Origin of the sequence: Kaistella rhinocerotis (genome assembly GCF_030243905.1) — a bacterium.
GTDB lineage: Bacteria > Bacteroidota > Bacteroidia > Flavobacteriales > Weeksellaceae > Kaistella > Kaistella rhinocerotis.
In genome coordinates this window covers 712,984-726,508 of record NZ_JASSYY010000001.1, presented here as the reverse complement: position 1 = coordinate 726,508, position 13,525 = coordinate 712,984, and the positions used below count along the sequence as shown (strand labels likewise).

Annotated in this window: 16 protein-coding genes; 13 read left to right on the top strand and 3 right to left on the bottom strand. The window is 42.7% G+C overall.

Translation table 11 applies throughout. The features are described from left to right. Window positions 1-28 precede the first annotated feature (28 nt). Complete coding sequence (locus QEP06_RS03340) at window positions 29-856, bottom strand: SAM hydrolase/SAM-dependent halogenase family protein (protein ID WP_285269059.1); 828 nt, start codon at window positions 854-856, stop codon at window positions 29-31. Window positions 857-985: 129 nt separating this feature from the next. Between QEP06_RS03340 and QEP06_RS03335 the strand changes: the two genes are divergently transcribed. Then, a complete protein-coding gene (locus QEP06_RS03335) occupies window positions 986-1,945 on the top strand; it encodes a PhoH family protein (RefSeq protein WP_251833069.1) in 960 nt (319 codons plus the stop codon). A 79-nt stretch (window positions 1,946-2,024) separates the two neighbouring features. After that, entirely contained in the window at window positions 2,025-2,549 is a 525-nt protein-coding gene (locus QEP06_RS03330; RefSeq protein ID WP_285269058.1) for a porin family protein, read from the top strand. Window positions 2,550-2,623: 74 nt separating this feature from the next. Here the strand turns inward: QEP06_RS03330 and ffh are convergent, their stop codons facing one another. Then, entirely contained in the window at window positions 2,624-3,991 is a 1,368-nt protein-coding gene (ffh, locus tag QEP06_RS03325) for a signal recognition particle protein (protein ID WP_285269057.1), read from the bottom strand. 106 nt (window positions 3,992-4,097) lie between these two features. On the opposite strand from ffh, the gene QEP06_RS03320 reads away from it, so the two are divergent. From QEP06_RS03320 to QEP06_RS03270, 11 genes are all read left to right on the top strand, one after another. Next, entirely contained in the window at window positions 4,098-4,361 is a 264-nt protein-coding gene (locus QEP06_RS03320) for an AtpZ/AtpI family protein (protein WP_251833072.1), read from the top strand. A 2-nt stretch (window positions 4,362-4,363) separates the two neighbouring features. Then, window positions 4,364-4,771: a hypothetical protein gene (locus QEP06_RS03315; RefSeq protein WP_285269056.1), complete on the top strand. Its 408-nt coding sequence runs from the start codon at window positions 4,364-4,366 to the stop codon at window positions 4,769-4,771. A gap of 48 nt (window positions 4,772-4,819) precedes the next feature. Beyond that, window positions 4,820-5,914 (top strand): F0F1 ATP synthase subunit A, encoded by a 1,095-nt coding sequence (gene atpB / locus QEP06_RS03310; RefSeq protein WP_285269055.1) that lies wholly within the window; start codon window positions 4,820-4,822, stop codon window positions 5,912-5,914. A gap of 118 nt (window positions 5,915-6,032) precedes the next feature. Continuing rightward, window positions 6,033-6,227: an ATP synthase F0 subunit C gene (atpE, locus tag QEP06_RS03305; RefSeq protein WP_012782425.1), complete on the top strand. Its 195-nt coding sequence runs from the start codon at window positions 6,033-6,035 to the stop codon at window positions 6,225-6,227. Window positions 6,228-6,329: 102 nt separating this feature from the next. After that, the gene (gene atpF, locus QEP06_RS03300) at window positions 6,330-6,827 is read left to right on the top strand and encodes a F0F1 ATP synthase subunit B (RefSeq protein WP_285269054.1); all 498 of its coding nucleotides are present in this window, start codon (window positions 6,330-6,332) and stop codon (window positions 6,825-6,827) included. A 1-nt stretch (window position 6,828) separates the two neighbouring features. Then, window positions 6,829-7,368 (top strand): ATP synthase F1 subunit delta, encoded by a 540-nt coding sequence (gene atpH / locus QEP06_RS03295; RefSeq protein WP_285269053.1) that lies wholly within the window; start codon window positions 6,829-6,831, stop codon window positions 7,366-7,368. Between the two features lie 18 nt (window positions 7,369-7,386). Next, window positions 7,387-8,964 (top strand): F0F1 ATP synthase subunit alpha, encoded by a 1,578-nt coding sequence (gene atpA / locus QEP06_RS03290; RefSeq protein WP_251833077.1) that lies wholly within the window; start codon window positions 7,387-7,389, stop codon window positions 8,962-8,964. Between the two features lie 87 nt (window positions 8,965-9,051). Continuing rightward, entirely contained in the window at window positions 9,052-9,909 is an 858-nt protein-coding gene (gene atpG / locus QEP06_RS03285; RefSeq protein ID WP_251833078.1) for an ATP synthase F1 subunit gamma, read from the top strand. Window positions 9,910-10,062: 153 nt separating this feature from the next. Then, complete coding sequence (locus tag QEP06_RS03280) at window positions 10,063-11,421, top strand: hemolysin family protein (protein ID WP_251833079.1); 1,359 nt, start codon at window positions 10,063-10,065, stop codon at window positions 11,419-11,421. Window positions 11,422-11,423: 2 nt separating this feature from the next. Next, entirely contained in the window at window positions 11,424-11,735 is a 312-nt protein-coding gene (locus tag QEP06_RS03275) for an ATP-dependent Clp protease adaptor ClpS (RefSeq protein WP_251833080.1), read from the top strand. A 39-nt stretch (window positions 11,736-11,774) separates the two neighbouring features. After that, complete coding sequence (locus tag QEP06_RS03270; protein WP_285269052.1) at window positions 11,775-12,431, top strand: rhomboid family intramembrane serine protease; 657 nt, start codon at window positions 11,775-11,777, stop codon at window positions 12,429-12,431. A 199-nt stretch (window positions 12,432-12,630) separates the two neighbouring features. On the opposite strand, the gene prmC is transcribed toward QEP06_RS03270, so the two are convergent. Then, window positions 12,631-13,482 (bottom strand): peptide chain release factor N(5)-glutamine methyltransferase, encoded by an 852-nt coding sequence (gene prmC, locus QEP06_RS03265; protein WP_285269051.1) that lies wholly within the window; start codon window positions 13,480-13,482, stop codon window positions 12,631-12,633. Window positions 13,483-13,525 lie beyond the last annotated feature (43 nt).

Below are 13,525 nucleotides of genomic sequence, written 5' to 3'. Positions count from 1 at the left end.
TTTTTTAATGTTTAAAGGTTTTTAAGATTTACAAAAATTCTATGTAAATACGTTCGCCGACGTGAAGTCCGAAAAGTGTTTTCGCACCGTTCAGCCGGTTGCCCTTGTAGATGGTAAGTTCAAGCAAGCCAGCGTCATTAAAAATAGCAGCTGATTTCCCGTGATATTCATGCTCCAGCGACCAGTCAGCAATCAATTCGGTGTACTGATTGTAGATTTTCGTTAATGCAAGGTTCCTGAATTTTAAGTAAAAATCGGTATAACCGATGCTCCATTTTTCGAAAAAGCGGCGGTTGATATTGGATACTACATTTCCGAAATTATCGATGTAAATAATTTCGCCGATGATCATTTTCTCTTTTTCATTGAAGACGGCGCGCGGCAGAGCAAGTTGCTTCGGCATATTATATTTGCGCCCTATTACTTCCGGTAAACCGCCATTCTGCAAATGTACGGCAGCAGGCGCGAAAATATCGGTACATGTAAATGAAACGGCATCATCAAAACGGTTGTTGAACGTAAGTTCATAAACATTGTCCGGTTTCAGGTCGTGAAAGATAAGGCTCATCACGCCATTGTCGGCGGCGATGAAGAAATGTCCGTCGGCTTCGTAAACCAGGGACTTACGGGCTTTTGTAAAAAAACTGTCGACTGCAATGATGTGCACGGTGCCCTTGGGAAAGTGCCGGTATGCGTTCCGGACAATATAGGCCGTCTGCAAAAGGTTATATGCCTGGATTTCGTGCGTAATATCCACGATGACAGCATTCTCGTTCAGGCTCAGTATCTTACCTTTCACAGCGGGAACTCTGTGATCAACCAATCCGTAATCTGATGTGAATGTGATGACCGCCATTATTGGAAAAATAGGAACGGCAAATTTAAAGTAAAAAAATATTTTGCGACGTATTCGCCGGCACAAAAGCGTGTATTTAAAATAAAATGAATAATTTTAAACAAATTAACGATCACAAAGTACAACTGAATGTTTGAACTGAATTACGAAATTACAGGCATAGACGCTAAAACATTTTACGGCGTCAACAACCAATATTTTAATCTTATAAAATCTACGTTTCCAACCCTTAAAATAACCGGGCGAGACCATTTTATCTTTGCACAGGGCAACACGGAAACGCTGGATTTGCTCCGAAATAAGCTGGATGATATCATAGGTTTCATCTCCCGAAACAACAGCATTACGCTGAAGGATGTAGAGAATATACTCAGCATAAAGAGCGAAACTGAAAAGCAGATCGTGTTCGATCAGGATATCATTGTAAAAGGCGTCAGCGGTAAAATCATTAAAGCCAAAACCACCAATCTGAAAATTCTGGTAAAGGAATCGGAGAAAAAAGATATGGTCTTCGCCATTGGGCCGGCCGGTACGGGGAAAACCTATACCAGCGTGGCGTTAGCAGTACGCGCCCTTCGGGACAAAGAAGTGAAACGCATCATCCTTACAAGACCCGCAGTGGAGGCCGGTGAGAGCCTTGGTTTCCTGCCGGGCGACCTTAAAGAAAAACTTGATCCATATCTGCAGCCGCTTTATGATGCGCTTCGCGATATGATTCCGCATGAAAAACTGGAAGGATTCATTGAAAAAAAGGTGATTGAAGTTGCGCCACTGGCTTTCATGCGCGGCCGTACCCTAGATGAAGCCTTTGTGATTTTGGATGAAGCGCAGAATACTACGCACGCCCAGATGAAAATGTTTCTTACCCGGATGGGAATGAATGCTAAATTCATCATCACGGGCGACCCAAGCCAGGTAGATTTGCCGCTGCGTCAGAAATCCGGCCTTAAAGAGGCGATGCGCATTCTGAAAGATGTAAAGGAGATCGGTTTTGTACATCTTACGGAAGAAGATGTGGTGCGGCATCCGGTGGTGCGCAAGATCATCAATGCCTATGGAAAGGAAGAGCAGCGCCAGCGGGAAGAATAATTTTTATTAAAATTTGCTCGCAAAAAGTTGTTAACATAAGTTAAAACGCTTAGTTTCGCGGCAAAATTTTATAAAAACTATGAAAAAATTACTTTTTGCTGTTGCATTCGTGGCAACTGTATTGGCTAACGCGCAATCATTTGGTTTAACTGGTGGTGTAGCAGTTTTTAATGCAAAAGCTGAAGCTCCCGGATATTCTGAGAGTGACTCACAGACTGGTGGTTACGTTGGCTTTTTTGGAGAGTTCAACCTTGATGGTAGCTTAAATATAGCACCTGGCATTAATTATCTTTTTGCTGAAGATACCAACGCTTTGCAAATTCCTGTAATGTTGAAGTATTATGTTGATCCAAAATTTAACTTGGCATTCGGTCCTCAGTTAATGTTTGATCTTGCTGAAGTTCCTGCAGGGATGGATCAGTACTACAACAGATTTAATTTTGGTCTTGCGCTTGGAGCGGGATACAACTTTACTCAAGCTTTTGGCGTGGAGGCGCGATACGGATTTCAGCTAAATGATCATATCAAAGGAGCTGCTAAAGATGCCGGTGCTTCTGCAAAAATCAACACACTGAACGTTGGTCTTAACTACAAGTTCAAATAGTATTAAGTTCATATCTAAAATAAACCCGAATCATCTGATCCGGGTTTTGTTTTTTATCTGAATTTTTCGAACTCTTACTTCCCAAAGAGGTTTCCGCCCATTCCAGGCATCTTCGGCATTCCTTTGCTCATCATTTCCATCATCTGCTTGCCTTGCGGTCCCTGCATCATCTTCATCATTTTGCCCATCTGCTCAAACTGTTTCATCAAAGCATTTACATCTTCTATTTTTCTTCCGGCTCCGCGTGCAATGCGGTTTTTACGCTGCGTGTTGATGATTGAAGGTCTTCTTCTTTCTTCCGGCGTCATAGAGTGGATGATCGCTTCAATATGTTTAAAGGCGTCATCCTGAATATCCACATCTTTAATGGCTTTGCCAACTCCCGGAATCATGCCCATCAAATCCTTCATGTTACCCATTTTCTTGATCTGATTGATTTGCTTTAAGAAATCGTCGAAACCGAATTCGTTTTTGGCGATTTTCTTGTGAAGCTTCTTAGCCTCTTCCTCATCAAACTGCTCCTGAGCTCTTTCAACGAGCGAAACAACGTCACCCATTCCAAGAATTCGGTCAGCCATCCTCTCGGGATAGAAAACGTCGAGCGCTTCCATTTTTTCGCCGGTAGAGATAAATTTAATAGGTTTTTCAACAACCGAACGGATTGTAAGCGCCGCACCACCACGCGTATCACCGTCCAGTTTCGTAAGTACAACACCGTCGAAATTCAAGGCTTCGTTAAACGCTTTCGCCGTATTCACCGCATCCTGACCGGTCATGGAATCTACTACGAATAGTGTTTCCTGCGGCTTGATGAAATAATGAACCGATTTGATCTCATTCATCATCTGCTCATCAACTGCCAAACGGCCAGCCGTATCCACGATCACTACATCATGATTATTCTCTTTCGCAAATTTTACCGCATTTTCAGCAATAGACGAAGGATTTAAGGCACCTTCTTCCGTATAAACAGGGATTCCGGTTTGGGTTCCTAATATTTTAAGCTGCTCAATCGCGGCCGGACGGTAAACGTCGCATGCCACCAAAAGAGGTTTTTTGTTTCTTTTTTGCTTTAAATAGTTCGCCAATTTTCCGGAGAAAGTGGTTTTACCTGAACCCTGCAGACCTGCGATCAAAATCACAGAAGGCTTGCCCGAAAGATTGATGCCCTCACTCGTACTACCCATAAGCTCTACAAGCTCATCGTGCACGATTTTGGTCATCAGCTGTCCCGGCGTGAGGCTCGTGAGAACATTTTGGCCTAAAGCTTTGTCCTGAACACGCTTTGTGAGGTCTTTCGCCACCTTGTAGTTTACGTCGGCATCTACCAGTGCGCGTCGGATTTCTTTTACGGTTTCAGCCACATTGATCTCGGTGATCTTTCCGCGGCCTGAGATATTGTGTAAAGCTTTGTCTAATTTATCCTGTAAACTGTTGAACATCGGTTTTTTATTTTAAAGATGCGCAAAAATAGGGAAAATCGCGGATATTTAAAATTGAAAATTTTTAGGCTGACTGATTATCATTAGCTTTGCAAAAATTAATAAAATGGCAACCGAAAATACCAACCCAAACTCTGCGGGTAAAGACGTTGAACGCAAATTTGCCTCCTCGGGCTTGCGGCAGTACGGTGTTTATTCAGCTGTAGTTTTCCAAATGCTGGCCACGATGGGACTTGGTTTTTGGGGAGGAAAGAAGATTAACGACTATTATGAAATCGAAAGCAACCTACTGACGGTTGCTATCGGTTTCACCGCGATGGGACTGGCATTTTACAATCTGCTGAAACAGCTAAAAAATATTCAAAAATGAAAATGAAACCTACCACACTTTATATCATCTTGTTCTTTGTCATGATTGCCGTGCATTTCGGGCTTTGGGAATGGTTGAAGATCGGTTTTGATCTCGTGTTCTTCCGCTATTATATTTTCCTTACGCTGCTGTTCGTGATGGTGATTACCGTTCTTAGCATTATAAAAAACCAGTTCCCGCAGTATATCGGTTTTGGTTTTTTGGGTTTGGTGATGGTGAAGATGGCGGCGCTTTTCATCGCGATGGGTCAGCTTGAACTGAGTACCGTTCCGAACTATAAGCTGCATTTTGCAATTCCATATCTGGTATCACTTATCCTCGAAACCCTATTTGCGGTGAAACTTATTCAGTTTCAGGATGCCTCGGCCGCGGAAAAAGATGAAAAAAATCAGGAGACAACCTCTTTGTAATCTGAATATTTATCCTATTTTTGCAAAACTTTAAAAAGATATATCATAATGCTTAAAAGAGTTATCCTTTTACTTGGATTTTTATCTACATTTTCGCTTTCGCAGGCGCAGCACGAAACCAGCGCAGCTACTGAACACGCTGCCGGAAATGTAACTGAGGCCCAGGCTGAAAAAGCTAAAAACCAAGAGTTTATACAGCATCACGTAAAGGACGCTCACAGTTTCGATATCATGGTGACCAAAGACGGACACCACATCGGTTTCCCGCTTCCGGTAATTTTCTACGACAAAGAGAACGGTTTCCATGCAACGATGAGTTCAACTTTCAACCATGGAGAAGATACTTTTGCCAGCAAAGGAAGCTACTATAAGCTATTTCACGAAAAAATCTATAAGACAGATGCTTCAGGAACCATCGAAATGGATGACCATGGACATGCGACCAACGCTAAAATGCTGGATCTGTCAATTACAAAAAGCGTTTTCGCTATCCTTTTAGTAGCGATTCTGATGACGCTTCTTTTTGTATCGATTGCCAGAAGCTATAAGAATTCTTTGGTGCCATCTGGTGCAGGGAAGATTTTCGAACCGCTTATTATTTTCATTCGTGATGACATTGCCAAACCAAACATCGGGACGAACTATAAAAAGTACATGGGTTACTTGCTGACCGTATTTTTCTTTATTCTGTTCCTTAATGTTTTAGGTCTGATGCCTTTCGGGATCAACGTGACAGGAAACTTAGCAATCACTGCTGCGTTGGCGATCGTGACTTTCCTTTTGACGCAGTTTACCGCAAATAAAACATATTGGCAGCACATTTTCTGGATGCCGGGCTTGCCTTGGCCGATGAAGCTGGTGATGATGCCGATTGAAATTATCGGGATGTTTATCAAGCCTTTCGCGCTGCTTATCCGTCTTTTCGCGAACATGACTGCGGGTCACATCGTAGTAATGTCGCTTATTGCAATGATTTATGTCTTTAAAAATGTAATCGCGGGTATCGCGTTCCCTTTCCTGACATTCGTGCTTTATTTGCTCGAAATTTTGGTAGCGTTCCTTCAGGCGTATATCTTCACGATGCTTTCGGCGGTGTATTTCGGTATGGCCAATGAGGAGCACCATCATGAAGAAGCTCATTAATAAGAGCAAAGGCAATAGTAAAAAGTAAATAGAGCCACGTAAGCGGCAGAAGTAGCCAACAGCTGATTAAAAGTAGCTGAAAGCAATAAACAGAAACTAATTTTTTAAATTATATATTATGGAAATCCCTAAGTTAGTAGGAGCAGGTCTAGTAGTAATCGGAGCAGGTCTTGGTATCGGTAAGATCGGTGCTGCTGCTTTGGAAGGTATGGCTCGTCAGCCAGAGCAGGCAGGTAAACTGCAAACTGCGATGCTTATTGCTGCTGCACTTGTAGAAGGTCTTGCATTTGCTGCATTGTTCGCAGTAAACTAAGAACACTCAGAAATTTTCACTTGCCGGGAACGGTTGGTTACGGCAAGTGATTTTTTAAAAAATTAGAAAAAAATTTAAGAACAATATTTTATTATAACTCGTATGGGATTATTAGAAGACTTTTCATCAGGTTTATTCATCATTCAGTCTGTGATCTTTTTGATCTTGCTTTTTGTTTTACACAAATTCGCATGGAAACCGATCATGCAGGCGGTGAATGAGAGAGAAATAACTATTGTTGATTCACTTAATCAGGCTAAACTTGCAAAGCAGGAAGTTCAGAACCTTAAAGCTGAGAATGAAATCATCATCCGCGAAGCGAAAATAGAGCGTGATAACATTCTTAAAGAGGCGCGCGAGATTAAGGAAAGAATCGTAGGTGAAGCCAAAGAAATTGCGAAAACGGAGGGTGATAAAATGATAGAGCAGGCACGCCAGTCTATCCAGGCTGAAAAAGCAGCTGCAATGTCTGATATCAAAAACCAGATCGGAACTCTTTCTGTGAACATCGCGGAATCTATCCTTAAGGAAAAACTCAGCAATGACGGTGCGCAGAATGCATTAGTAGAAAACATCTTGAACAAATCTAACCTGAACTAAGATGCTTACAAGTAAAGTAGCTAAACGATACGCACAGGGACTGCTGAGCTTTACGCAGGACAGCGGAAATACTGAGGCTGTATTTGCGGAAATGGGCGATGTTGCAAAAACGATTGCCAATTCCCGTGAACTTCAGAATTTCTTCGCGTCGCCGATTATTGACGGCAAGAAAAAGCAATCGATTGCTGCGGAAATCTTCAAGGGTTTCTCACCGGTAACCAAAAATTTGATCACACTGATCATCAAACAGGGTCGCGAAAGCCAAATGCAGAACGTAGCTCAGGAATTCATCAACAAAGTGAACGAAATGAACGGCGTGCAGAGAATTACGCTTACGTCAGCGGCTCCACTTACAGATGAGAACCAAAAAAACATCCTGAAGGCGACAGATTTGATCAATCATGACAACAAATTTGATGTGAAGACGGTAATCGATTCATCACTTCTTGGAGGTTATATCCTGAGAGTGGGCGATCAGCAGATCGACGCTTCTGTAAGATCAAAACTGGGCAAGCTTAAAAAAGAATTTCAATTAAATTAAGACAAAAACAACCATAAAATGGCAGAAATAAATCCGGCAGAAGTATCTGCAATTCTTAAACAGCAGTTGGCAAACTTCGACACACAGAGTAATGTGGAAGAGGTAGGAACTGTATTGACCATCGGTGATGGTATCGCTTTAGTGTACGGTTTAGAAAATGTTCAGTACGGTGAATTGGTAAAATTCGAGAGCGGTATCGAAGGAATCGTTCTTAATCTTGCTGAAGACAATGTGGGTGTAGCACTTCTTGGTGAGTCTAAGCAGGTGAAGGAAGGAGATACGGTAAACCGAACCAAAAGAATTTCATCTATCAATGTAGGTGAAGGCATGTTGGGTAGAGTAGTAGATACTTTAGGAAACCCAATTGATGGTAAAGGACCGATCACCGGAGATTTATACGAAATGCCATTGGAAAGAAAGGCGCCGGGAGTTATTTTCCGTCAGCCGGTTACAGAACCTCTTCAGACAGGTATTGTAGCCATCGATTCCATGATTCCGGTTGGTAGAGGTCAGCGTGAGCTGATCATCGGTGACCGTCAGACTGGTAAGACAGTTGTGGCGATTGACACCATCCTTAACCAAAGAGAATTTTATGACGCTGGTGAACCAGTATTTTGTATCTATGTAGCAGTTGGGCAGAAGGCTTCTACCGTTGCACAGATCGTTAAAACATTAGAAGATAAAGGTGCGATGGCATATACAGTGGTTGTAGCTGCAAACGCTTCAGACCCTTCTCCAATGCAGGTTTACGCGCCAATGGCCGGAGCTGCAATCGGTGAGTATTTCCGTGATACAGGTCGTCCTGCATTGATCATTTATGATGATTTATCAAAGCAGGCCGTAGCATACCGTGAACTTTCTCTTCTATTGAGAAGACCACCGGGCCGTGAGGCTTATCCAGGTGACGTTTTCTACCTTCACTCCAGATTATTGGAGCGTTCTGCAAAAGTAATCGCTGATGATACCATTGCGGCACAAATGAACGATCTTCCGGATTCTCTAAAACCTATCGTAAAAGGGGGCGGTTCACTTACTGCACTTCCAATTATCGAAACACAGGCTGGTGACGTTTCTGCATATATCCCAACGAACGTAATTTCGATTACGGACGGGCAGATCTTCCTTGAATCTGATCTGTTCAACTCAGGTGTACGTCCTGCGATCAACGTAGGTATCTCTGTATCACGTGTAGGAGGTAACGCGCAGATCAAGTCGATGAAGAAGGTTTCAGGTACATTGAAACTAGATCAGGCTCAGTACAAAGAACTTGAGGCATTTGCTAAATTCGGTTCCGATCTTGATGCTTCTACGCAAGGTGTAATTTCTAAAGGTGAGAGAAACGTAGAGCTTCTTAAGCAGCCGGTAAATTCACCACTTCCTGTAGATTCTCAGGTAGCGATGATTTATGCAGGTACAGAAAACCTGATGAGAAATATCCCAATCAGAAAGGTAAAAGAATTCCAGAAAGAGTATGTGGAGTTCCTTAGATCAAAACATCCGGATACGATGGCCGCTATCAAAGCTGGAAAGATCGACGATAATATTACAGGCGTTCTGAAGCAGGCAGCTACAGAATTGGCTTCAAAATATAATTAATATTTGTTGATGGTTTTTGGTTGGTAGCTCACGGGATTTTCTCTAAAACTATCAACCAGAAGCCGACAACCGACAACTATAGAACAAATGGCAAACTTAAAGGAAATACGGGGTAGAATTACTTCCATCTCTTCTACGATGCAAATTACCAGCGCGATGAAAATGGTTTCTGCAGCTAAGCTGAAGAAAGCTACAGACGCGATCGTAATGCTGAGACCTTACTCGGAAAAATTGCAGGAAATTATTGAAAATGTAAGTTCCTCGACGGATCTTGAAGGGATCTCCACATTTACTGAGGAAAGAGAAGTGCAAAAGGTTCTTTTCATCGTAGTTACTTCAAACAAAGGTCTTGCGGGGGCTTTCAACTCTTCGGTAATCAAAGAGCTGAACAGCGCACTGAGCAATACGCCGCACGAAGTGGAAATTTTAGCCGTTGGGAAAAAAGTGTTCGATGCAGTTCGCAGAACGCGTACCGTGTATGATAACCAAAGTGCGATCTTCGATGGCATGAGTTTCCAGGTGGTATCAAATTTCATGGAGAATGTGATGCGCGATTACCGTGAGGGTAAATTCGATAAAGTATTTGTTGTTTATAACAAATTTATCAACGCCGCAACGCAGGAAGTTCAGCTTGAGCAGGTATTGCCGATAAAGATGTCGGAAAAAGAAGGATCTGCGAATACAGACTACCTTTTCGAGCCAAATGCGGCCGACATCCTGAATGTTCTGATTCCAAAATCGATCAAAACACAGGTCTACAAAGCAATTCTGGATTCTATTGCATCTGAGCACGGCGCCAGGATGACGGCGATGCACAAGGCAACCGACAATGCCGAAGCCCTGAGAAATGATCTGAAGATTTTCTATAATAAAGCACGACAAGCTGCGATTACAAATGAGATTCTTGAAATTGTATCCGGCGCAGAAGCCCTTAAAAATTCGTAAGAATTTCAATAGACAAATTTATATAAGCATCGGTTTTGCCGGTGCTTTTTTTGGTGCTAACCGCGCAATATTGATGCATTTGGATGGCGGATCGTTTCCCCGGCGTTATTTATTTTTTATATATATTTGTAGGAATTATTTTTAAAAAATTAAATGGACTCAGACGTCGTCAAGCTGTTACTGGCTTTATTCTTAGTATTACTCAATGGCTTTTTCGTAGCCGCAGAATTTTCAATCGTTAAGGTTCGTTACTCTCAAATTCAAATCAAAGCTGCCGAAGGCAACTCAATGGCCAAGCAGGCCGAGCACATCATCAAACATCTTGATGAATACCTTTCCGCCACGCAGCTCGGTATTACACTCGCTTCTCTGGGGCTAGGTTTTGTAGGTGAAAGCGCCCTGCATCATATCATAGAAAATATCTTCCATTATTTTAACTTCCAAATTGCGGAAGCCACTGTTTATACAGTTTCTCTTGTCGTGAGTTTCCTTTTGATTACGATCATGCACATCGTTTTTGGTGAACTGATACCAAAATCTATTGCGATCCGTAAAGCTGAACCTACTACGATGGCGATCGCAATGCCGCTTCGCGTTTTTTATACTGTTTTCAAACCTTTCATTTGGTCAATGAACATGATGTCAAATGCGGTTTTAAGATTAATGAAAGTTCATCCGGTTACGGAACATGAAATACACTCCACAGAAGAACTTCAGCTTTTGGTGAAGCAGTCTGCGGACAGCGGTGAGATCCAGGAAGAAAATTATGAGATCATCAAGAACGCGTTTGATTTTACAGACCATTCTGCGAAGCAGATCATGGTGCCGCGTCAGAATATTGCGTCAATCGACATTGAAGATCCGATAGAAGATATCATTACGCAAATCATGGACAGCGGATACTCGCGTATCCCGGTATATAAAGGTTCGATTGACAATATCATCGGAATTTTCTATGCGAAAGAAATCATCCGTGTGTATGTGCGTACCAAAGGCGAAGTGACGCACGACACGCTTGCAGAACTGATGCGTGAAGCCTTCTTCGTAGTCGGAAGCAAGAAAATTTCTGATCTTTTGAAAGTTTTCCAGCAGAAAAAGCAGCATTTAGCCGTGGTTATCGATGAGTTTGGCGGTACGGAAGGTATCATCACACTTGAAGATATTCTGGAAGAACTGGTAGGAGAAATTCAGGACGAGGAAGATGACGAAGACAGAATCGTAGAGAAAGTTGGCGAAAATGTTTACTGCGTGCAGGCGACTCAAAACCTGGATGAGATCAATGAACATTTGCCAAAGATATTTCCGCTTTCCGAAGACGGTGAATACAATACGCTGGCCGGCTACATCCTGCATGAGCTTGAAGATATTCCGGAGGAAAATCAGGAGTTTGTGATGAACAGTTACCATGTGAAGATTCTCAAAATGCAGAATAAGAGTGTGGACGTTGTAGAACTCACCTATGACGAGCCGAACATCATGTCTGAACTGACAGACGAAATCTCAGAAATCTAAAAATGCTTAATCAGTTTTTTGATAACGTGCGCGATTATGAAAATCCGCAGCGCGAATATGATGAAGAAGTAGCGCTGCTGGAGCGTGAAGACGAAGTATATAAAATTGTGCTTTGGAATGATGATGTAAACACTTTCGACTATGTAATCGAGGCTTTGATCGAAATTTGCGGTCACACATTAGAACAGGCCGAGCAATGTACCATTTTGGTTCACTACAAAGGTAAATGTACAGTGAAAACGGGCAGTCTTGAAGTTCTGAAGCCAATGCACGAAAAATTACTTGCCCGGAGTTTAACCTCAGAAATAGTTTAACACCAAAGTTTCGGCGCTGCTGAAACTTTTTATTTAGATATGGATACCTTTTTACTTATTATCATAGCCGCCACGGCCATCATCAGTTTCGTTGCGTTCAGCAACAGGGAAATGTTCGAGAAGTATAAATTCAATGTAGGGGCCATTCTGCAGCGGAAAGAATATGTGCGGCTAATCTCCGCGGGTTTCCTGCATGGCGACATGATACACCTGCTGTTCAACATGATGACGCTTTACTTTTTTGCGCCCATTGTAATTCAGGCCTTCACACCAATCGGATTTCTAGTCGTATACTTCGGCTCTATACTGCTTGGAAACTTGTTCTCGCTGTATCTGTACAAAAACCAGTCTTGGTATTCGGCTATTGGTGCGAGCGGTGGCGTTTCGGGAATACTGTTCGCATCCATTGCGATGATTCCGGATCTTGGGATTTACTTTTTCTTCATCCCAATTGCGATCCCGGGCTACATTTTTGGACTCGCATACTTCGCGTATTCGGTGTATATGATGCTGAACCCGCGTGAAAATGACAATATCGGACATGCCGCACATTTAGGCGGTGCATTTTTCGGACTGGTCTTTGCGGTGGCGCTTCAGCCGGAGCGTGCGATCGAGAATGCACTTTACCTCGCCATCATGGCTTTGCCACTAATCTACATGTCGTACATGGTCTTCGTGAAAAAGAAAATCGGGTAATTTTTTAGGAGCAAGAAAGTGAGTCGATTTTTCGACGACTTTACCCGCTGTCCGCTATATCCCGCCGCTGGCGCGTCGCCGGGGATGCCGCTTCCATCGGGGCTAAAAAATCAGGTATTTTTCATTTCGGAGAGACAAAAAAAACTTTTTGGCGCTCGCTTCGCTCGCGCCATACAAAACCGGACCACGAAATTACATCCTATTTTATTCCCCATACCATCCTGTCATTCCCGGAAATATCTTTCACGAGTTCCGCGCGGGTCAGAACCTCTTCAAACAGTCCACACGTTTCCGCTCCAAGCTTCTGATTGATTTCGAGAAATACCATTCCGCCCGCAGCTAGATGTTTTTTGCAGTCCCCGGCGATCTTTTCGTAAAATATGAGCGCATTTTCGGTGGGTGAAAACAGCGCCATTTCGGGTTCAAAATCTTTCACAGAGACGGCGATATCCGATTTTTCATTCTGTCCGATGTAGGGTGGATTCGAAATGATCACCTCAAAAACATCAGAAAGTTCAGAATTCAGATAATCTGCATGGATGAAATTGATATCCACGTTGTGCAGTGCCGCGTTTTTCTGCGCAACTCCAAGCGCTTTCTGAGAGAAGTCGACGGCACAAACTTTAGCCTCCGGAAAATGCTTTTTCAGGATTATCGGAATGATACCACTGCCGGTCCCAATATCAAGTATTTTTAGCGTTCTCTTGGTGGTATGTATGCGGTTTATTTGTCCAATCGCCAGTTCTAGCAGTTCTTCCGTTTCGGGTCTCGGAACCAACACATCTTCAGTCACAATAAAATCAACACCGTAAAATTCGGTTTTTCCGAGGATTTGCTGGAAGGGTTTTCCGCTTTTCAGTTCGTTTAGAGCCTGTATAAGTACTTTTGTTTGGTCTTCGGTTAGGATTAAATCCAAAGACCGCCGCTGTTCCCTTCGGCTTAGACCTACAAATTCTGTTGTGAATACCGCAAACAGCTCCGTGATTTCGCCTGCATCATAAATTGCGCTTAATTCAGTTTTATATACATCTTTCAGATCCTGTAAAGTCATTGTTTTTTGCTTGAAGTTTTTAAATATAAATAATTTTTAACCA